This is a genomic window from Paenibacillus sp. NRS-1760 (assembly GCF_050467785.1).
In the GTDB taxonomy this organism is placed as follows: Bacteria; Bacillota; Bacilli; order Paenibacillales; family Paenibacillaceae; genus Pristimantibacillus.
Window position 1 is genome coordinate 49,394 of record NZ_JBITPK010000003.1, and the last position, 15,481, is coordinate 64,874.

Below are 15,481 nucleotides of genomic sequence, written 5' to 3' on the forward strand. Positions count from 1 at the left end.
GACTGATTTGTTAAAGTGGAGAAGATAAAAGCAATCCGAGCGATTAAACACAAGTGTTAAACGAGGAGCGATTATTAAACCAACGAGCAGGATAGTTCAATAAGCTTCAGAGGATAATCATTCGGCTTCCTCACTATTCCTGGGTGGAACAAAAGATTGTGTGATTCACACGGAGAGGCGGGCATGATAAGCTAATTTGCTTCGCGAAGACTTGCCATTCGCGGCTTTTCGCGAGGACTCATGCCCATAGAGGCTCCATGTCAAATCGCTCTATTAGCTTTTAAAACGTACATTTAACCACGCAGTATAGCGAAGAACCATCAATCGCATAGACCTAATTTTTTTAATATGTTAGATTACTCCCAAGATGAACCAGTAATCTATGGAGGTGCAAAAGATATGGATAAAAATGAAAAAAAGAACCTATGATTTTTGATATTCATGTAGCTGAAGGTAGCAGTTATGAGGTAGGTAAACAACGTGCGATTACAATGAAAGAAAACTATCCAGATGATATCCCATATTTTATTAGTCCAATGGAAGGGCAGGATTATATATCATTAGCAACTGCCCATAGGAGAATGATGTTGATAGACAAAATATGCCCTGGTTTTGTGGATGAAGTACAGGGATTTTCTGATGAAGTAGGTATAGAACCGGAAAAAATAATTTGCTTTTCAAATTCGTATCACAACTCTCATAATTGCTGTCAATTTGGAGTACTTCCTTCCAACACGAGCGATGGGCATTTTTATGTTGGAAGGAGTTATGAATATTTTGTAAGAGATGAAAGAAGTTTATGTATTACCCGGGTAACAGGAAAACCAAAACACATTGGTTTCTCATTACAAAATGCAGGTAGAATGGATGGAATGAACGAATTTGGACTCGTTGTTTCCATGACTAGTACGGCTTACTTGAAACCGCTTGGTGGGGATGGATGTGAGTTTTGGGTCGCTATTCGTGCAATTTTAGACCGCTGTAAAGATGTTTATGAAGCTCAATGTTTGCTTGAAGAAATACCGTTGTGTACGAATGCGAATTTTTTGGTAGCGGATGCTGATAATCAAGTTTCTGTATTCGAGGTGGCAAGCTTTTCATCAAATAAAAAAAGGATTTCAGTGCGAAAACCAACTGGTGGCTTATTGGTTTCCACAAATCATTATGTGAGTCATGAAATGAAGGAATTCGATGAACATCACTTTTGGCATTCTGAGATGCGCTATTCTTCCGTGTTGAACTCGTTATTACGAGATGCTCCTTATATCAATGATGAAAAGATAAGGAACTTAATGTCCACTCCGTATCCAAATGGTCCATGCTGCCATTTTTATTCAAGTGGGATGGGTACCCTTAGAAGTATGATATTTGATGTAACGGAAAAGAAATTGAAGGTTAGTTTTGGTCCTTCGGATATGAACCCATGGCATGTGATAGATTTTGATGCACCAATTGGGATTCAAGAAATTATTTGTGATTATAATAATGAAATTATTGAGAACCCAGAACAATTTTGGAGAGAGATGCAATGATACTTAGTTTTTTGTGATTGAGCTAACGGGCAGATTTGCTTAACAAAAGAGTTGGTAAAAAGTGGTGATATGTTAAGAAAGGAGGTAAGGGAATGTATGCACAAATTTTTCTAGGTATTTGGATGCTTGTAATCGGGGGTTGTCATTTTTTTAAACTTAAAATTCTTCTTAGAAAATCCGTAATAGATATTTTGAGTGAGGATGAGCTAGCCTCATTCCAAAAAGGATTGATATTCCCACACATCTTATTAGGAATGACTTTTATTATAATGGGAATTTTTGAAAACAAGGGTATCCTCTCATTACCAGTATTTCTAGGGATATATATTATATTTGGTGCTGTTTCAATAACCATGATTTTAATAAATAACAAAAAACACTCAGGCTATTATATTTGGTAATGTTTCCAGGAATTGAAGTAACGGAAAAGGATATTTCAATAAAAAAACGGAAGTAGCCGATCACAATGATCGGCTGCTTCATTACGCTAACTGGCAGTTTAGTTATAATTGTTTACTACCTTTTATATCATTTGTGAGGTGTTATAATTGTAAATATAAGTAAATGGGAGGTGGTAAAACTAATGGAAAATAAATTGCCTTTATTTATCGTAACAGGTGCAAGTGGGTCAGGGAAAACATATGTCATAAAGGAACTACGGAGATTGATGCCTGATTTTGATATTTTTGACCCTGATAATCTTGTTGAATTTATTGGGCATGATTGGGAGAAAATGCGAAATATTTGGCTTAGGGTTGCACGAAATATCGCTCAAAGTGGGCGCATGACTATAATATGCGGAACAATGATGCCTTGGGATATTGAAAAATGTGCGGACTATCCATTTTTTAAGCATGTATATTACCTAAACCTACATTGTGATGAAGAAACTCGCGAGAAACGTCTACGTGAAAGAAATTGGTCAGAGGAAGAGATTCAAAACCACAAAAACTTTGCAAAACGATTGCTTGAAATTGCTGATGAGGTCTATAACCCACCTATGCCTACTATTGATACAACGGATAATGATGTAACCGAAGTTGCCTCTCAGATAAAAGAGTGGGTTCTCCAATACGCTTGAACTAATAGGGAACATTAGTTGAACAGTACAAGAAGCAGATACTACGGTAGCTGCTCCTTGTTTTTATTAAGCTAATGGGCAGGATAATTCAATCGTTTCCAGAATATTCCTTGAGTTGAATAATTTTATAAACTGTGAATACAACGTTATCTGAAAAATACGCAAAGATTATTTTTTGAAGGGATGATTAAATTGAAGCAAGGGATATTAGTTTATCTAAATGGAACTTCAAGTTCTGGAAAGACTTCCATATCGACTGAACTGATAAATCAGAAAGAGATTCCTTTTTATCATTTATCAATTGATGATTTTTTTAATAATTACAATGATTTTATTAATAATAAATTTCCAGATGAACCTCCAAGAGAAATAGATCATCAAGTTGTCTCACAATTACTTGATGATTCCATATTTTCAGTGTACCATTCTACAATTAAATTGTTATCAGAACTGGGTTTTAATGTAATAGTAGATACCGTAATCGACAATGACAAGAGGTTTAATGAGTTTCTTGATCAATTTTTCGATCAGCCTACGTTATTTATAGGTGTAATATGCTCGAAAGAAGAACTCATAAGAAGAGAGCAAGCAAGAGGAGATAGAAAAATTGGACTGGCAGCTTCACAGTTTAGCAAAGTATATTGCTTTGATGAATATGACCTCGAAGTAAATACTGAAGAGATGAACCCAAAAGAATGTGCCGAAAAAATATTAAATTTTATTAAGTCCGATAAGGAATACTCGGTATTTAAGAAATTAAGCAAAAAAAATGTTAGTGTTTCCTAGATGGCGTATCCAGATACCACCATATTCAAGCATTGGGGCTATCGCCCCTCAGCGTCCGAGGGATTTCGGGATTGAGCTAACGGAGAACGTTAGTTCAATAAACAGCGGCAGTTTTGGACTTAATATCTGAGTCCAAGGCTACCGCTGTTTCTATTTTTAAACAGTCTAATCGATTTATTACTCGAGCATATCCCGCGAATGGTAGAAATAATTGTCTCGGTAAGCGATACGGGATCAGGCATTTCGGCGGGACAAGCAGAAGCTATATTACAGGAAGTCTATCCGGTCTCATCATCGGGGACAGCCGGAGAGCGAGGCGTCGGGCTGGGGTTCACCTAATGCAGGGAATTTGTTCGTTTGAATGGAGGAGAAATTTGGTTTGACAGTGCGCTTTCGCAAGGAAGCACCTTCCATTTCTCAATCCCCGCTCCTCCCGAATCTTCCTCTCAATCTATAATTCAGGATGGAAGGAGGATAAGCATATGAAGGTTGTTATTATCGATAACGAGAAGGGCATGCATCTGATTATGAAGCGAATGCTCGGTAAGGTTAATGAAGTCGAGATCGTGGGAAGCTTCCAGGAGACATCGACTGCCTACTCGTTTCTGACGAACCAAGACGTGGATTTGATATTTATGGATATTAATATGCCGAAGGAAAGCGGACTGGAATTTGCCGGGCGATTAAGAGAGAGCAGCAGGCAAATGAAAATCGTATTCGTTACCTCACACAAAGAATATTCGCTTCCTGCATTTGATGTATTTGCCTTTGATTACATCGTAAAGCCCGTCAATCAAGCAAGGCTTCATCGTACTGTCCTAAGGGCGCTTTCCGAAATGTCTTCAGTAAAAGGTTCGGTAGAACTTGACTCTTCCTCTATACGAGTCCTATTTAATTGTTTGGGCGGAATGGAGATTCGTAATGCCAAGAACGAGTTAGTCAAGTGGAAGACTAGCAAAAGCGCGGAGCTTTTTGGCTATTTGTTAATACATAAAGGCAGGCTTGTATCCAGAGCGAGAATCATTGAAGATATGTTCGACGATATGCCACTTAAGAAATTTATACACGACAGTCTATCAGCTTCGTAAATTGCTGGACACCTATGGGCTGAAGGAAAGCTTACATTCGGACAGCAACTATTATGCGTTAGAGCTTAACCACATAGATGTCGATATGCTTCAATTTGAAGAAGGATATAAGCAGATCGCTGTAGTGGATGATATCCATATAGAACAGGCGTTAGCGCTGGAGCAGCTCTATGCCGGAGATTTATTCGGGGACCGCGCTTTCCATTGGGCATGGAGCGAGGTAGAACGCTTTCGGCTGATGTATACAGCTTTTACCCAACGCTTATGCAGAGCTTTGTTAAATAGAGGGGATACCCAAACGGCAATTCGATTATTAACAAAGCTGACTGCTCACTATGAGCTAGATGAAGAAACGATTAAGCTGTTTATGAAATCCTTAGCGTTACAGAATAATAAATTAGCACTCATGCGGCAAGATCTTCACTATACAGAGACACTTTATCAAGAGCTTGGAATAAGCCCCTCACCTATTGTAACTGGCTATTACAGTCAATTACTAGCGGAGCTTGATACCTAATATACAGAAAGATGAAGAGCCTTGCATATGCAGGCTTTTTCTTGTTGTCGAAGTTTGTCAGTTTGCTGTCAGTGGGATTGTTTATACTGTAGTTCTTGCTACGTGTGAGGAGGGGAGTCGTCTGAAAGTCGTTATTATCGATGATGAGAAGGCTATGCACTTCATTATGAAACGTATGTTAGCTAAGCTGGATGAGATCGAAATCGTAGGAAGCTTCCAGGAGACCACGGCCGCATACTCGTATTTGGTGAATCATGAGGTGGATTTGATATTCTTGGATATTAGTATGTGAGAGAGAGTGGTCTTGAATTTGCTAAACGATTGAAAGAGGGCGGTAGAAAGCTGAAGCTAGTGTTTGTTACAACCTATAAAGAATATGCTCAGGCTGCATTCGAAGTTAATGCCTATGACTACATCGTGAAACCGGTTGAACAGGCTAGACTCCACAAAACCCTGCAAAGAGTACTTTCCGAAAAGCTCTAGAGAAGCATTGAAACGTCGAATTTGTCAGATTGCTGTCAGAAGTAGTAGTTATACTTGTCTTAGTTAAGAGTAAGTTGAAAATTTGAAGGAGGAACATTAATGAATATTATACTAAAAAAAAACGGTTTCCATCACCTTAGTGATGTTGATGGTGTTAGGTGGATTGAATGGGCTGTTTGTTGGTGGAGTTAAAGCGTTTGCGGCGGATACTCTACAGGTATGGCAGGAAGTAGGCAACACTGGATTTTCAGAGGGTAGGGTAGATTACACATCCCTGTATGTATACAATGGCACCCCTTATGTGGCCTATATGGATGGGGAGAATAGCGATAAAGCCACGGTGAAGAAGTATGACAACGTCAGAAGCGATTGGGTGATGGTGGGCAGTGCAGGATTTTCAGAGGGTAGGGCAGATTACCTGTCTCTGTATATAGCTGTAGACGGCACCCCTTATGTGGCCTATATGGATGGGGAGAATAGCGATAAAGCCACGGTGAAGAAGTATGACAGCGTCAGCAGCGATTGGGTGACGGTGGGCAAAGATGGATTATCGGAGAGTTCGGTAGCTTACACGTCCCTGTTTCCCTTATGTGGCCTATATGGATGGGGGGAGTAGCTCTAAAGCCACGGTGAAGAAGTATGATAGCGTCAGCAGCGATTGGGTGACCTTGGGCAGTGCTGGATTTTCAGAGGGGGAGGCATATTACCCGTCCCTGTATGTAGCTGCAGACGGCACCCCTTATGTGGCCTATATCGATTGGGGGATTAGCCCTAAAGCCATGGTGAAGAAGTATGATAGCGTCAGTAGCGATTGGGTGACGGTGGGCAGCGATGGATCTTTGGCGAGTTCGGCACATTACACGTCCCTGTATGTAGACAATGGCACCCCTTATGTGGCCTATATGGATGAGGGGAATAGCTCTAAAGCCACGGTGAAGAAGTATGACAGCGTCAGCAGCGATTGGGTGACGGTGGGCAACGCTGGGTTTTCAGCGGGTGAGGCACATTACACGTCCCTGTATGTAGACAATGGCACCCCTTATGTGGCCTATCAGGATTTGGGGAATAGCTCTAAAGTCACGGTGATGAGTCTGAACACTGTTAATGCATCGCCGAGCTTGACTGCGGACACGACAGACAATGATAACTTGAACGACATCGAGATTACGTTTGCAGATGATGAGACGTGGCGCGGAGAGATTACGGCAGTGAAGGACGGAGAGAATCCGTTATTGGAAACGGATTACACGATCAGCGCCGGGATGATCACGATAAACGCTGGTGTGCTGTCAAAAGGCAGTCATACAATCAAGATAAAGGCAACTGGTTATTCTCATGCAACAGTAGTTCAGAATATGTTGCATTTTTATACAGGTGAAGGAACGGGTTTGGAAAGTGATCCTTACCAGATAGCCACCGCCGATCAACTCAATCAGGTCAGGTATTATTTAGATTCCGGCATTTTTTTCAAGCTGACAGCGGATATTGATTTAAGCGGTTATCAGGCCGGCGAAGGCTGGCTGCCTATAGGAGATTGGGATACATGGTTTAAAGGAAATATGGACGGCAACGGGTATACAATCACGGGTTTGACGATTAACAGGCCTAATCACGATATACCTGTAGGGTTATTCGGTTATGCTGAAAATTCTGTACTATCAAATATGAAGCTTGAAAATGTGAATATTATAGGCGACGAAATTGGTAATACTGTAGGCGGATTGGTTGGTTACATTGATAATGGAACAGTCAGCAGCAGCTACGTCACAGGAAGTGTGAGCGGGGCAGATGTAGGCGGGTTGGTTGGTTGGAATGATGAAACCAATATCAGCGGTAGCTACTTCACAGGAAGTATGAACGGGGCGAATAATGTAGGCGGGTTAGTTGGTAGGAATTATGGAACGGTCAGCAACAGCTACGCGACTGGTAGTGTGAGTGGAACGCTAAATAATGTAGGCGGGTTGGTTGGTTGGAATGATGGAACGGTCAGCAACAGCTACGCCACAGGAAGTGTGAGTGGGTCTTCCGAAGTGGGCGGTTTGTTAGGATATAACAAATCTGGAACAATAAGCAACAGCTTCTATGACAGCATTATTACATCAGAACAATTGGTTAATGGAATAGGTATTCGTAAAACAACTGCAGAAATGCAAACCAGCAGCACATTTACGGATTGGGATTTCGAATCAGTTTGGTATTTGGTATCAGAGCAATATCCTCAATTATGGGCGTTTACAGCCTTGACGCCAGGAACGGATTACTTAACAACGAAATTGATCAAAGTTGCGAATGGAATGGAATATTCGCTTAATGATGTTGATTACACCGCGATCACGGGCACTTATGCAGATAATATTATTGTAAATGCAGGAGATACGGTCTACGTCCGTGTAGCTGCAGATCCTTCCAGCGCAATAACATTGACGGTCGATATAACGAACATCAATACGACAATAGAACCAATCGCAACATCAGCCATAGCAGGAGTAACAGCACCGGTAATAGGGGCAACGCCAGCAGCGACAGTAACGGAGACAATGTACTACACAGGGACGGTAACATGGTTGCCAGCGGTGACTACAACATTTGCGGCAGGTACAGCATACACAGCAACGATTACACTTACACCAAAAGCAGGATATACCTTAATAGGTGTGGATGCAGACTTCTTTACAGTTGCAGGAGCAACAACAACAAATATGGCTGATTCAGGCGTTGTAACCGCAGTGTTCCCAGCAACTGCAGCAGCAGATACATCATCCAGTGGTGGTGGCGGTCCATCGACGGGGGATGTGCCAGTAAAGGTCGGTCCAATAGACACTACAACAGAAATCAAACTTAGCGATATCTCAGGGCACTGGGCAGAGACAGGAATCAAGCAAGCGGTAAGCATTGGCTTCATAAAAGGTTATGTTGACGGAACGTTCAAACCGAACCAAACTGTGACTCGCGCGGAATTCTCAGTCATGCTGATGAATGCATTGAAGCCAGAGGGAGCAGGAGTGGCGTTGACTTTCACAGATACGGTGAAGATCGGAACCTGGGCCCAGAAAGCGGTCGCGCAAGCGGTACAAGCCGGCATCATAAATGGCTATAAGGACGGCACCTTCCTTCCGAATGCAAAGGTTACACGCTCGGAGATGGCCGTGATGATCGCGAATGCGCTTAAGCTGAACATCGAATCAGATACTGTTACCAGCTTCGCAGATGATAAGAGCATTCCGTCATGGGCGAAAGGGGCTGTAGCGGAATTAAATAAGCTTAGCCTTATGGTAGGATCTAGTTCAAACCAATTCAATCCCAAAGCCCAAGCAACAAGAGCAGAGGCTGTAACGGTACTGCTGAATATGTTGGAGCAAGAGAATAAGTAAAGTAAAATAACGGGGTTATCCTTTAGGCAGTATAATAACTGCTTGAGGGATAACTCTTTTTTAATGACATGCTCTTGTATAGAAGGAAATGAACAGAACCTTGACCGACTTTTTTTCAACCATTATAAGGATCAATTTATGATCCGCGTTTATAGCGGGGCCGATGATATTGCCATTCTTGTCTTTAAGTTTGAAATGCATGTTGCTTCAACCTCCCAGTATACTTAGAATTACATCTTAAAGTTGTTTACTAGGAAACAGCTGAGTAACGTTCGTTTAGTGGCTTAGAATACCAGAAAAGCAAATTATATAAAAACTGTGGACGATGATGATAAGCGGTATTATTGAAATGTACCTTAAATCATCGTGCAGAAGCCAAGTAGAGCGCATACGATTGGTATGTTTCAATAAAACATTTTTTGGAGTAAGGTACAGAACGATCAAATTCATTGATTGTGAAAATGAACACTTACCAAACTACTAGTGAAGTTTGTACAATTATTTGGGGACTGATTGAGGACGAACGCTGTTAATTCAGAGCAAACAGTAACCAAATGCAACCATATTAGAAATGTGAAAACCCTTGAAATTAAGGCTGTAATCTACTTTAATAAACATCAACCCAGTACACTATGTTCCCGCATACGGGGCATGTGGAGTGTGTGGTAAGGATATATCGGGATTGAAGAAAATGGAATGAGATAATGATTAATAGAGCCGTGATTAATACTGGACACTATGAAGTTGTATTTGAAGATGATCAATTAAAAGCAACTAATCTGAAAACGGGTGAAGAATTTGGTCGCGTACCGGAGAACCTTTCGCTCGTTGGAATCGATGACAGCAGTCTCGCCGCGACCTGCGAGGTTCCGCTGACTTCCGTCAAGTATCCAAAGCAAAAACTCGGCAAAAAAGCCGCCGAGTTTTTGTTGAATATGATTCAAACCGATCGGGAAATGAGGGGTTATTATACAGACCGTCATTGATAGCGCGTGCATCGACAGCGGCACCCAAGTGATAATGAAGCAGTCATAGACCAAAGCCCTATGCTACTGTCGTGTGTTTAGCAGCATCAGACCGGAGATTTTCTTTGTAAAATAGAAGGAGACCCTTCCGGTTGGATATTGTCCAGCCGGAAGGGTCCGCATTTTTCTGTTTACGCTTTTACTTAGCCAGATATTCGACGAACCTTACAAAGATAGTGGCCACTTCGGCGCGGGTGGCGGTGGCTTTGGGGTCAAAGAGGTTGTCCGGCTTGCCTAATACAATGCCGATGCCCCGCAGCGCCTGAACGGCCTCCAACGTCCATGAGCTGATCTCACTCTCGTCCGCGAAGGACTTAGATTGGCTTTCAGGTATCTCATAGCCCTTGTACTTCATGTAATTGTACAGTATCACCAGCATCTGCTCGCGCGTCATCGGTGAATTGGGGTCAAACAGGTCTGCGTTTTTACCGTTGACTATGCCGCTTTCGGCCGCCCACTCGACTGCTGCCGTGTACCACTGCCCATCCGTCACGTCGCTAAAGCGGGAACTCGTGTAGCCGGAGCGATTTACGTTCTCAAGATTGGCCAGTACCTGCACGAACATCGCGCGCGTCAATGAGGTGCCCGGTGAGAACGTCTTGGACGTTGTGCCGTTGAAAAGACCGTATGTGTAGGTGAAGTTTACGTAGCTGTAGAACCAGTCGTCCATTTTGACATCCTTGAAAGGATTGCCCGACATCACGAGGAAGCCCAGCGGGGTGTCTTCATCGAACACAAGCTCCGTACCCTCATGGATGTTCAGCGACATGCCGTTGTCTAAGCCGACACTCGCGCCGCCCGGTCCTACCACAACCGCGCCGCCGCTCTGTATCTTCGAGCCGCCGTGGATATCCACCTGGTTGCCGTTCGGCAGGTTCACATGCGCGTCTCCACCGCCCACTGTGACCGTACCGTCGCCCGCTATCGTCGAGCCGCCCGGAATGGTCACTGTGCTGTTGCCGCCGGGTAGTGCCACTTCGGCGCTCTTGTCCGCCGGAATAGTCACCTTACCGTTTGAGTCTATAGTTGTGCCTTCGGGTACCTTAATCTTCGTCCCACCCTTGGTCGCAATCTCGCCGCCGCCGGGTAGGGTGGTGTTGCCGTTTTTGTCTGTAACCGCGGGCTTATCCTTAGGTGTATTCACTGTGTAGTTCGCCTTCGACAATCCAGCGTTTGTCCCGGTGCCCGTATTGCCGCTGTTGCCACCAGAAGGATCGGGCACAATGGGAGTCGTCGTCTTCGTCGGCGTAGCCGTTGCACTGATCTCCGCGCCGTCGCCCTTCGCACTTACCGCAACGACCTTGAAGGTGTAGCCTTGGTCGTTTGTCAGGCCCGTGAAGGTATATTTGGTCTCCGCCGCACCCAGTGTGACTGGCGTCACGTTGCTGTACCAGACCTTGTAACCCAATATCGCGCTGCCACCGTCGTCAGCCGGAGCAGTCCAGCTCAATGTGACCTGTCCGTCGCCCGCCGTCGCCTTGAAGCCGCCCGGAGCACCGGGCACGTCCGTTTTTCTCTGCGCGAACATCCAATCAAAGACGTCTGTGTAGTCATTGTTCCAAGCCGACAAGTTAGAGGACTGCGCCGTGGGAGCTATGCTCCAAGTCCCCGTAGTTATCTGGTTGTAAAGAACCGCCGCTTCAACTTCGTGCGCTACATAATCAGCGAGGACAGGTGTGTTGGCCTGATTCGGCCTCTGATTCGGCTGATCAAATTGATTGTAGGGCCACGTAAGAGCCTCATTACTCTCAAAGCGCGAAGCCCTAGCGTTGATCATTTTCGGCATATTGGTGTTTATGAAGCTAGTGAGGTTAGTCTGGTATATTCCAACGTTATGAGCATTTATAAACATCCAATAGGCCAGGTTGGTGTGAATGTCGTTGGCGTTCGCGTTCGGTGAGCCGCTTACCGGGGACATAGGTGCGGCGGCCGCGAAGAAGCCGGGGTAGGCGTTAACTAAGTTGTTCGTATACTGGCCGCCCCATGAGAAGCCCGCTGCATATATACGATTAGAGTCTGCTGCGCCGCTAGCAATCAGGTCGTCTATAACCTTCTTAACATTGTCTGTGGAGGGAGTAGACGTGCCATTATAGGAAATATTCAGTATATGGCTGGCGTATTTGCCGGGGTTTTCTTCCATTTTCTTCATCAGAGCGACCGCGCCGTTGGCGGATTTCATGGCCGCTTTTTGGTCTGTCGTAGCGACTGTGCCGCCACGTCCCATACCGTGGGTATAGACATACAGCGGCAATCCTTGCAACACTTCACCGTTTTCATCCTTGTGAAGGTAGAGCACGCGATTGACCGAATTGCCCGTGGGTGTTGTAAACTTGTCAAGGATCGGATTCACAACTTTTTCCTGTTCAAAAACCACGTTGCGAAGCGGACTCCCTTCTGTCAGTACGATCTCGCCGTTTTGGACGATGTTGTAAACCTGCTTTGTCGAGTTACTGCTGCCATCCAGCGTTATATTGCCGCCGCTCGCTGAATAAAACTCAGACTCAACTACGATGTAACGGCCGCTTGCCAGTCCGGCCTGATAATCCGGTGAATTGCTTACCGTCCCCAGATAGCCGCGCACCTTCGGTTCGTCATTGGCGTATACCCTTGTGATTTTGCGCGTCCCTTCAAAGGTCACCGAGTCACCGTTCAGGGTCGTGTTCCTAGCCGATAAGGTAAACAAGCCCGGATTAAGCTCGGAGCCTAACGCCGCCTTCCCCTCGCCTAAGTCAATGATGACAGCCGTCGTGTACTCGCCACTGGCGAAGTTGTCATTCCATACGATAAAGGGAAGCAGCTCCGCGTCCGGATCGTTTTTGAATGTCACGTGAATTGTATGGTCAGCGTTAACATTTAAAAAGGTATAAGTGCCAGCGGATAGAGTCGCGGCCTCGCCGTCTACCGTTACGGTATCCACAATTTTGCCGTAATCGGGGGAAAACGTTAATTCTTTGTTTGAGCCACTATCTATTCTCAGAACATCGCCGGGTGGGTTCGGCGTTATTCGGCCACCCGATCCCGTCGTGGCGGTGATTGAGAATCTGGTGTCCACTTCATTGGCTAAAGAGAGCTCCAGGCTGTTTGTAAATGAAGCAGCGCTGGTATAAGCCGCGTCCGGATCTCCGAAACAGGAAACGACTTCATAGCGGTCACCGCCCTTTTTCGTCGAGTTATTGATATAAACCTCAAAGGTAAGCATGCCCTCCTCCAAGGTCAAGGTTCTTTTGGGTATTCTCATCTCCACGATATATCCTTTTTCCGTGATCTGGGTCCACGCAGCTCTGCCCGGAGCGGCCTGCCCTGAAAACACGCCCGTCGCACTGACGCGCCATTGGTTTGCGCCTCCGGTTCCGGTGCCGACATAAAACTCCAGGCTGTCGTACTGGTGATCTCCGCCGGCTCCCTGATATAGATTGCTGTCCTCCACAACTACGCGGGCATACAGGTAGTTGTGGTCCCAAAGTATTCTGGCTGTGCCCGTGGCATGGGGTTTGGAGTCGCCGGGCACAGTGCTTTTGTTGATGTGATGCTCCATTGTCAGGGCCCACAGTGGGTCGTCTGACCCGAGTTCGGGAGTTCCGAAAATGGCGGTCGGCGTTTCATTCGCTTCTGCGTTCTCGATGTTGTCAGTGTCGGCGGCATAGCTGGTAGGCATTAGCGACGCCACCATTACCAAGCAACAGAGGAACGCGAGCATTCTGCTAAATCGTTTTTGCATAAATGAAAATCCTCCTTATTTTTCGATCCGGTGCGCCCACGGCTTACCCGCATCGTATTCGGACACATTGTCAATTTGACAAACGCCCAACTATATGATGTGGTATATTTACCAGGTATTCAACCTGTCAAAATATAGAATCTATGGAAACGCTTGCTCCGAGAAATCTTTGAAAATAATCATGATTCAATTCAAATAAATGCTGATGTTAAAGTGGCTTACTTATCTCATATTCAAGGCGAAATGCTAAATGATTCTAATACAATGCTAGAAGAATTCATCGATGCTGGGTTTAAAACTTATGAAGAGATTAGATCATATATTTCAAAGTATTGCTTTGAAGGTTGAAGGGGAAATTGTTAATCAAAAGATAGAATCTTTATCTGGCGGAAAAAAATATGCTTCAATTGGCTAAAGTTTCCGCCAGTAAAGCAAACGTATTGCTTCTTGATGAACCGACAAGTCATTTAGACACCTATACACAAATAGCACTGGAGAAAGCCATTGAAGACCATAAAGGTGCGATTGTCATGATTTCTATTCTGTGGTAAATGGTATGGATTATGTTTTAATCATTGACGATAAGACGATTCGAAAAATGAGTATACATAAATTTAGAAAGATGATTTATGCTAGTCATTTTGATAGAGACTATTTAGAAACTGAACAAAAGAAAAAATCAGTTGAAACGAAAATAGAATTGGCTTTATAAGATACAGATTTTGTACTTGCAAAAGTATTGGCTAAAGAGCTAGAAGAGCTGATTAAGTAGTTGCTTTGCTTTAAATCATAACCCTCTTTGTTGGTGGAAAAGTATCAACAAAAAAGACACTGGAATAGGAGATCAGTGTCTTTTTTTGTATGAAAAATCATACAAACGATTGTTCATATGACGCAAGGTGGGCAAATTTGCGTTCTAAAACATGGGATTACTGGACCGATTGGATATTAAGCTAACGTGAGACGATAGTTCTATCGTTAGATACTGTAATCGAGAATGACAAGTGGTTTAATGAGTGTCTTGATATATTTTTCAATCAGCCTACATTATTTATAGGTGTAATATGCTCGAAGGAAGAACTCATAAGAAGAGAGCAAGCAAGAGGAGATAGAAATATTGGACTAGCAGCTTCACAGTTCAGCAAAGTATATAGCATTGATGAATATGACCTCGAAGTAAATACGGAAGAGATGAATCTAATAGAATGTGCCGAGAAGATATTAAGTTTTATTAAGTCGAATAAGGAATACTCGGTATTTAAGAATTTAGTTAAAAGAAATGTTAGTGTTTTTTAGATGGCGTATCCATCAAATGAATGGTCTTGCCCTTTTGATCCAGCTTCATTTTCTTCAAGGAAAAAGGAAATATAAACAAATAAGCGAATAAAAATATGGATTACGATGCTATCAAAGGAGTAGAAGCGGAAATGTCTAATCAACTTAGCTCTCTTACCGTATTAATGGTATCCGATTTAGCAAAGTCTCAAAGCTTTTATCGCGATTCGCTTGGTTTTAATGTAACCGATTGGTGGGCAGAGCGCGGCGGCTTGCATGGCGTAGCACTCAAGCTATTTCAAGCGGCCGACCCTTCGGATGTAAGGCCGAATCAGCGTCCAGCTGGCGGCGGTTATGCCGTGGATGTACAGGTTTACACAGAAACATGGGCACAATTGGATGCGCTGTACGAGGAGTTCCGCAGTAAAAATGTTATCATTTCCGTGGAACCAATCATTTATGCAGACGGAGGACCATGGAAAGAGTTCGTCATCGAGGACCCGGATGGCTACCACTTTGCATTCGGCGGAACAGATGGCAACCCAGGCAACTAAAATAGTAAAAAGGCTGCCGATCAATGGATTTGAACTGCACCCCGTCAAGTA

The 15,481-nt window shown here is 43.9% G+C and carries 14 protein-coding genes and 2 pseudogenes; 15 read left to right on the forward strand and 1 reads right to left on the reverse strand.

Translation table 11 applies throughout. The annotated features are described in order from the left end of the window. Positions 1-425: 425 nt before the first annotated feature. From ACIFSR_RS00530 to ACIFSR_RS00585, 12 genes are all read left to right on the forward strand, one after another. Complete coding sequence (locus tag ACIFSR_RS00530) at positions 426-1,532, forward strand: C45 family autoproteolytic acyltransferase/hydolase (RefSeq protein ID WP_430054053.1); 1,107 nt, start codon at positions 426-428, stop codon at positions 1,530-1,532. 92 nt (positions 1,533-1,624) lie between these two features. Beyond that, a complete protein-coding gene (locus ACIFSR_RS00535) occupies positions 1,625-1,933 on the forward strand; it encodes a hypothetical protein (protein WP_339205001.1) in 309 nt (102 codons plus the stop codon). A gap of 182 nt (positions 1,934-2,115) precedes the next feature. Beyond that, positions 2,116-2,613 carry an AAA family ATPase gene (locus tag ACIFSR_RS00540; protein WP_339205000.1) on the forward strand — a complete coding sequence of 166 codons (498 nt, stop codon included), beginning with the start codon at positions 2,116-2,118 and terminating at the stop codon, positions 2,611-2,613. Positions 2,614-2,805: 192 nt separating this feature from the next. After that, a complete protein-coding gene (locus ACIFSR_RS00545; RefSeq protein WP_339209759.1) occupies positions 2,806-3,399 on the forward strand; it encodes a chloramphenicol phosphotransferase CPT family protein in 594 nt (197 codons plus the stop codon). 198 nt (positions 3,400-3,597) lie between these two features. After that, the gene (locus tag ACIFSR_RS00550) at positions 3,598-3,738 is read left to right on the forward strand and encodes a hypothetical protein (protein ID WP_430054058.1); all 141 of its coding nucleotides are present in this window, start codon (positions 3,598-3,600) and stop codon (positions 3,736-3,738) included. A 143-nt stretch (positions 3,739-3,881) separates the two neighbouring features. After that, a complete protein-coding gene (locus tag ACIFSR_RS00555) occupies positions 3,882-4,487 on the forward strand; it encodes a response regulator (RefSeq protein ID WP_430054060.1) in 606 nt (201 codons plus the stop codon). Between the two features lies 1 nt (position 4,488). After that, positions 4,489-5,004: a bacterial transcriptional activator domain-containing protein gene (locus tag ACIFSR_RS00560; protein ID WP_430054062.1), complete on the forward strand. Its 516-nt coding sequence runs from the start codon at positions 4,489-4,491 to the stop codon at positions 5,002-5,004. Positions 5,005-5,170: 166 nt separating this feature from the next. Continuing rightward, entirely contained in the window at positions 5,171-5,296 is a 126-nt protein-coding gene (locus ACIFSR_RS00565; RefSeq protein WP_430054063.1) for a hypothetical protein, read from the forward strand. Beyond that, positions 5,293-5,487 carry a LytR/AlgR family response regulator transcription factor gene (locus ACIFSR_RS00570; RefSeq protein WP_430054066.1) on the forward strand — a complete coding sequence of 65 codons (195 nt, stop codon included), beginning with the start codon at positions 5,293-5,295 and terminating at the stop codon, positions 5,485-5,487. The genes ACIFSR_RS00565 and ACIFSR_RS00570 overlap by 4 nt, the downstream gene beginning before the upstream one ends. Before the next feature lie 148 nt (positions 5,488-5,635). Next, complete coding sequence (locus tag ACIFSR_RS00575) at positions 5,636-6,103, forward strand: hypothetical protein (RefSeq protein ID WP_430054069.1); 468 nt, start codon at positions 5,636-5,638, stop codon at positions 6,101-6,103. 13 nt (positions 6,104-6,116) lie between these two features. Next, positions 6,117-8,858, forward strand: a complete 2,742-nt coding sequence (locus tag ACIFSR_RS00580) for an S-layer homology domain-containing protein (protein WP_430054071.1) — start codon at positions 6,117-6,119, stop codon at positions 8,856-8,858. 704 nt (positions 8,859-9,562) lie between these two features. Next, entirely contained in the window at positions 9,563-9,844 is a 282-nt protein-coding gene (locus tag ACIFSR_RS00585; RefSeq protein ID WP_339204996.1) for a substrate-binding domain-containing protein, read from the forward strand. Positions 9,845-10,022: 178 nt separating this feature from the next. Here ACIFSR_RS00585 and ACIFSR_RS00590 read toward each other — a convergent pair whose 3' ends face one another. Beyond that, positions 10,023-13,601 carry an S-layer homology domain-containing protein gene (locus ACIFSR_RS00590; protein WP_430054074.1) on the reverse strand — a complete coding sequence of 1,193 codons (3,579 nt, stop codon included), beginning with the start codon at positions 13,599-13,601 and terminating at the stop codon, positions 10,023-10,025. Positions 13,602-13,754: 153 nt separating this feature from the next. Here ACIFSR_RS00590 and ACIFSR_RS00595 point away from each other — a divergent pair. The 3 genes and pseudogenes from ACIFSR_RS00595 to ACIFSR_RS00605 all read left to right on the forward strand — a co-directional run. Next, positions 13,755-14,310 (forward strand): annotated as a pseudogene (locus ACIFSR_RS00595) (ATP-binding cassette domain-containing protein); the annotation flags it as partial. 272 nt (positions 14,311-14,582) lie between these two features. Beyond that, a pseudogene (locus ACIFSR_RS00600) lies at positions 14,583-14,897 on the forward strand (phosphotransferase-like protein); the annotation flags it as partial. 131 nt (positions 14,898-15,028) lie between these two features. Then, complete coding sequence (locus ACIFSR_RS00605) at positions 15,029-15,430, forward strand: VOC family protein (protein WP_430054076.1); 402 nt, start codon at positions 15,029-15,031, stop codon at positions 15,428-15,430. The last annotated feature ends 51 nt before the right edge of the window (positions 15,431-15,481 follow it).

Bases quoted from the DNA above. Each gene is read 5' to 3' on its own strand.
- ACIFSR_RS00605 (WP_430054076.1), top strand. From the start codon at position 15,029: ATGTCTAATCAACTTAGCTCTCTTACCGTATTAATGGTATCCGATTTA.
- ACIFSR_RS00585 (WP_339204996.1), top strand. From the start codon at position 9,563: ATGATTAATAGAGCCGTGATTAATACTGGACACTATGAAGTTGTATTT.
- ACIFSR_RS00575 (WP_430054069.1), top strand. From the start codon at position 5,636: ATGGTGTTAGGTGGATTGAATGGGCTGTTTGTTGGTGGAGTTAAAGCG.
- ACIFSR_RS00535 (WP_339205001.1), top strand. From the start codon at position 1,625: ATGTATGCACAAATTTTTCTAGGTATTTGGATGCTTGTAATCGGGGGT.
- ACIFSR_RS00565 (WP_430054063.1), top strand. From the start codon at position 5,171: ATGAAACGTATGTTAGCTAAGCTGGATGAGATCGAAATCGTAGGAAGC.
- ACIFSR_RS00590 (WP_430054074.1), bottom strand. From the start codon at position 13,601: ATGCAAAAACGATTTAGCAGAATGCTCGCGTTCCTCTGTTGCTTGGTA.
- ACIFSR_RS00555 (WP_430054060.1), top strand. From the start codon at position 3,882: ATGAAGGTTGTTATTATCGATAACGAGAAGGGCATGCATCTGATTATG.
- ACIFSR_RS00540 (WP_339205000.1), top strand. From the start codon at position 2,116: ATGGAAAATAAATTGCCTTTATTTATCGTAACAGGTGCAAGTGGGTCA.
- ACIFSR_RS00550 (WP_430054058.1), top strand. From the start codon at position 3,598: ATGGTAGAAATAATTGTCTCGGTAAGCGATACGGGATCAGGCATTTCG.
- ACIFSR_RS00530 (WP_430054053.1), top strand. From the start codon at position 426: ATGATTTTTGATATTCATGTAGCTGAAGGTAGCAGTTATGAGGTAGGT.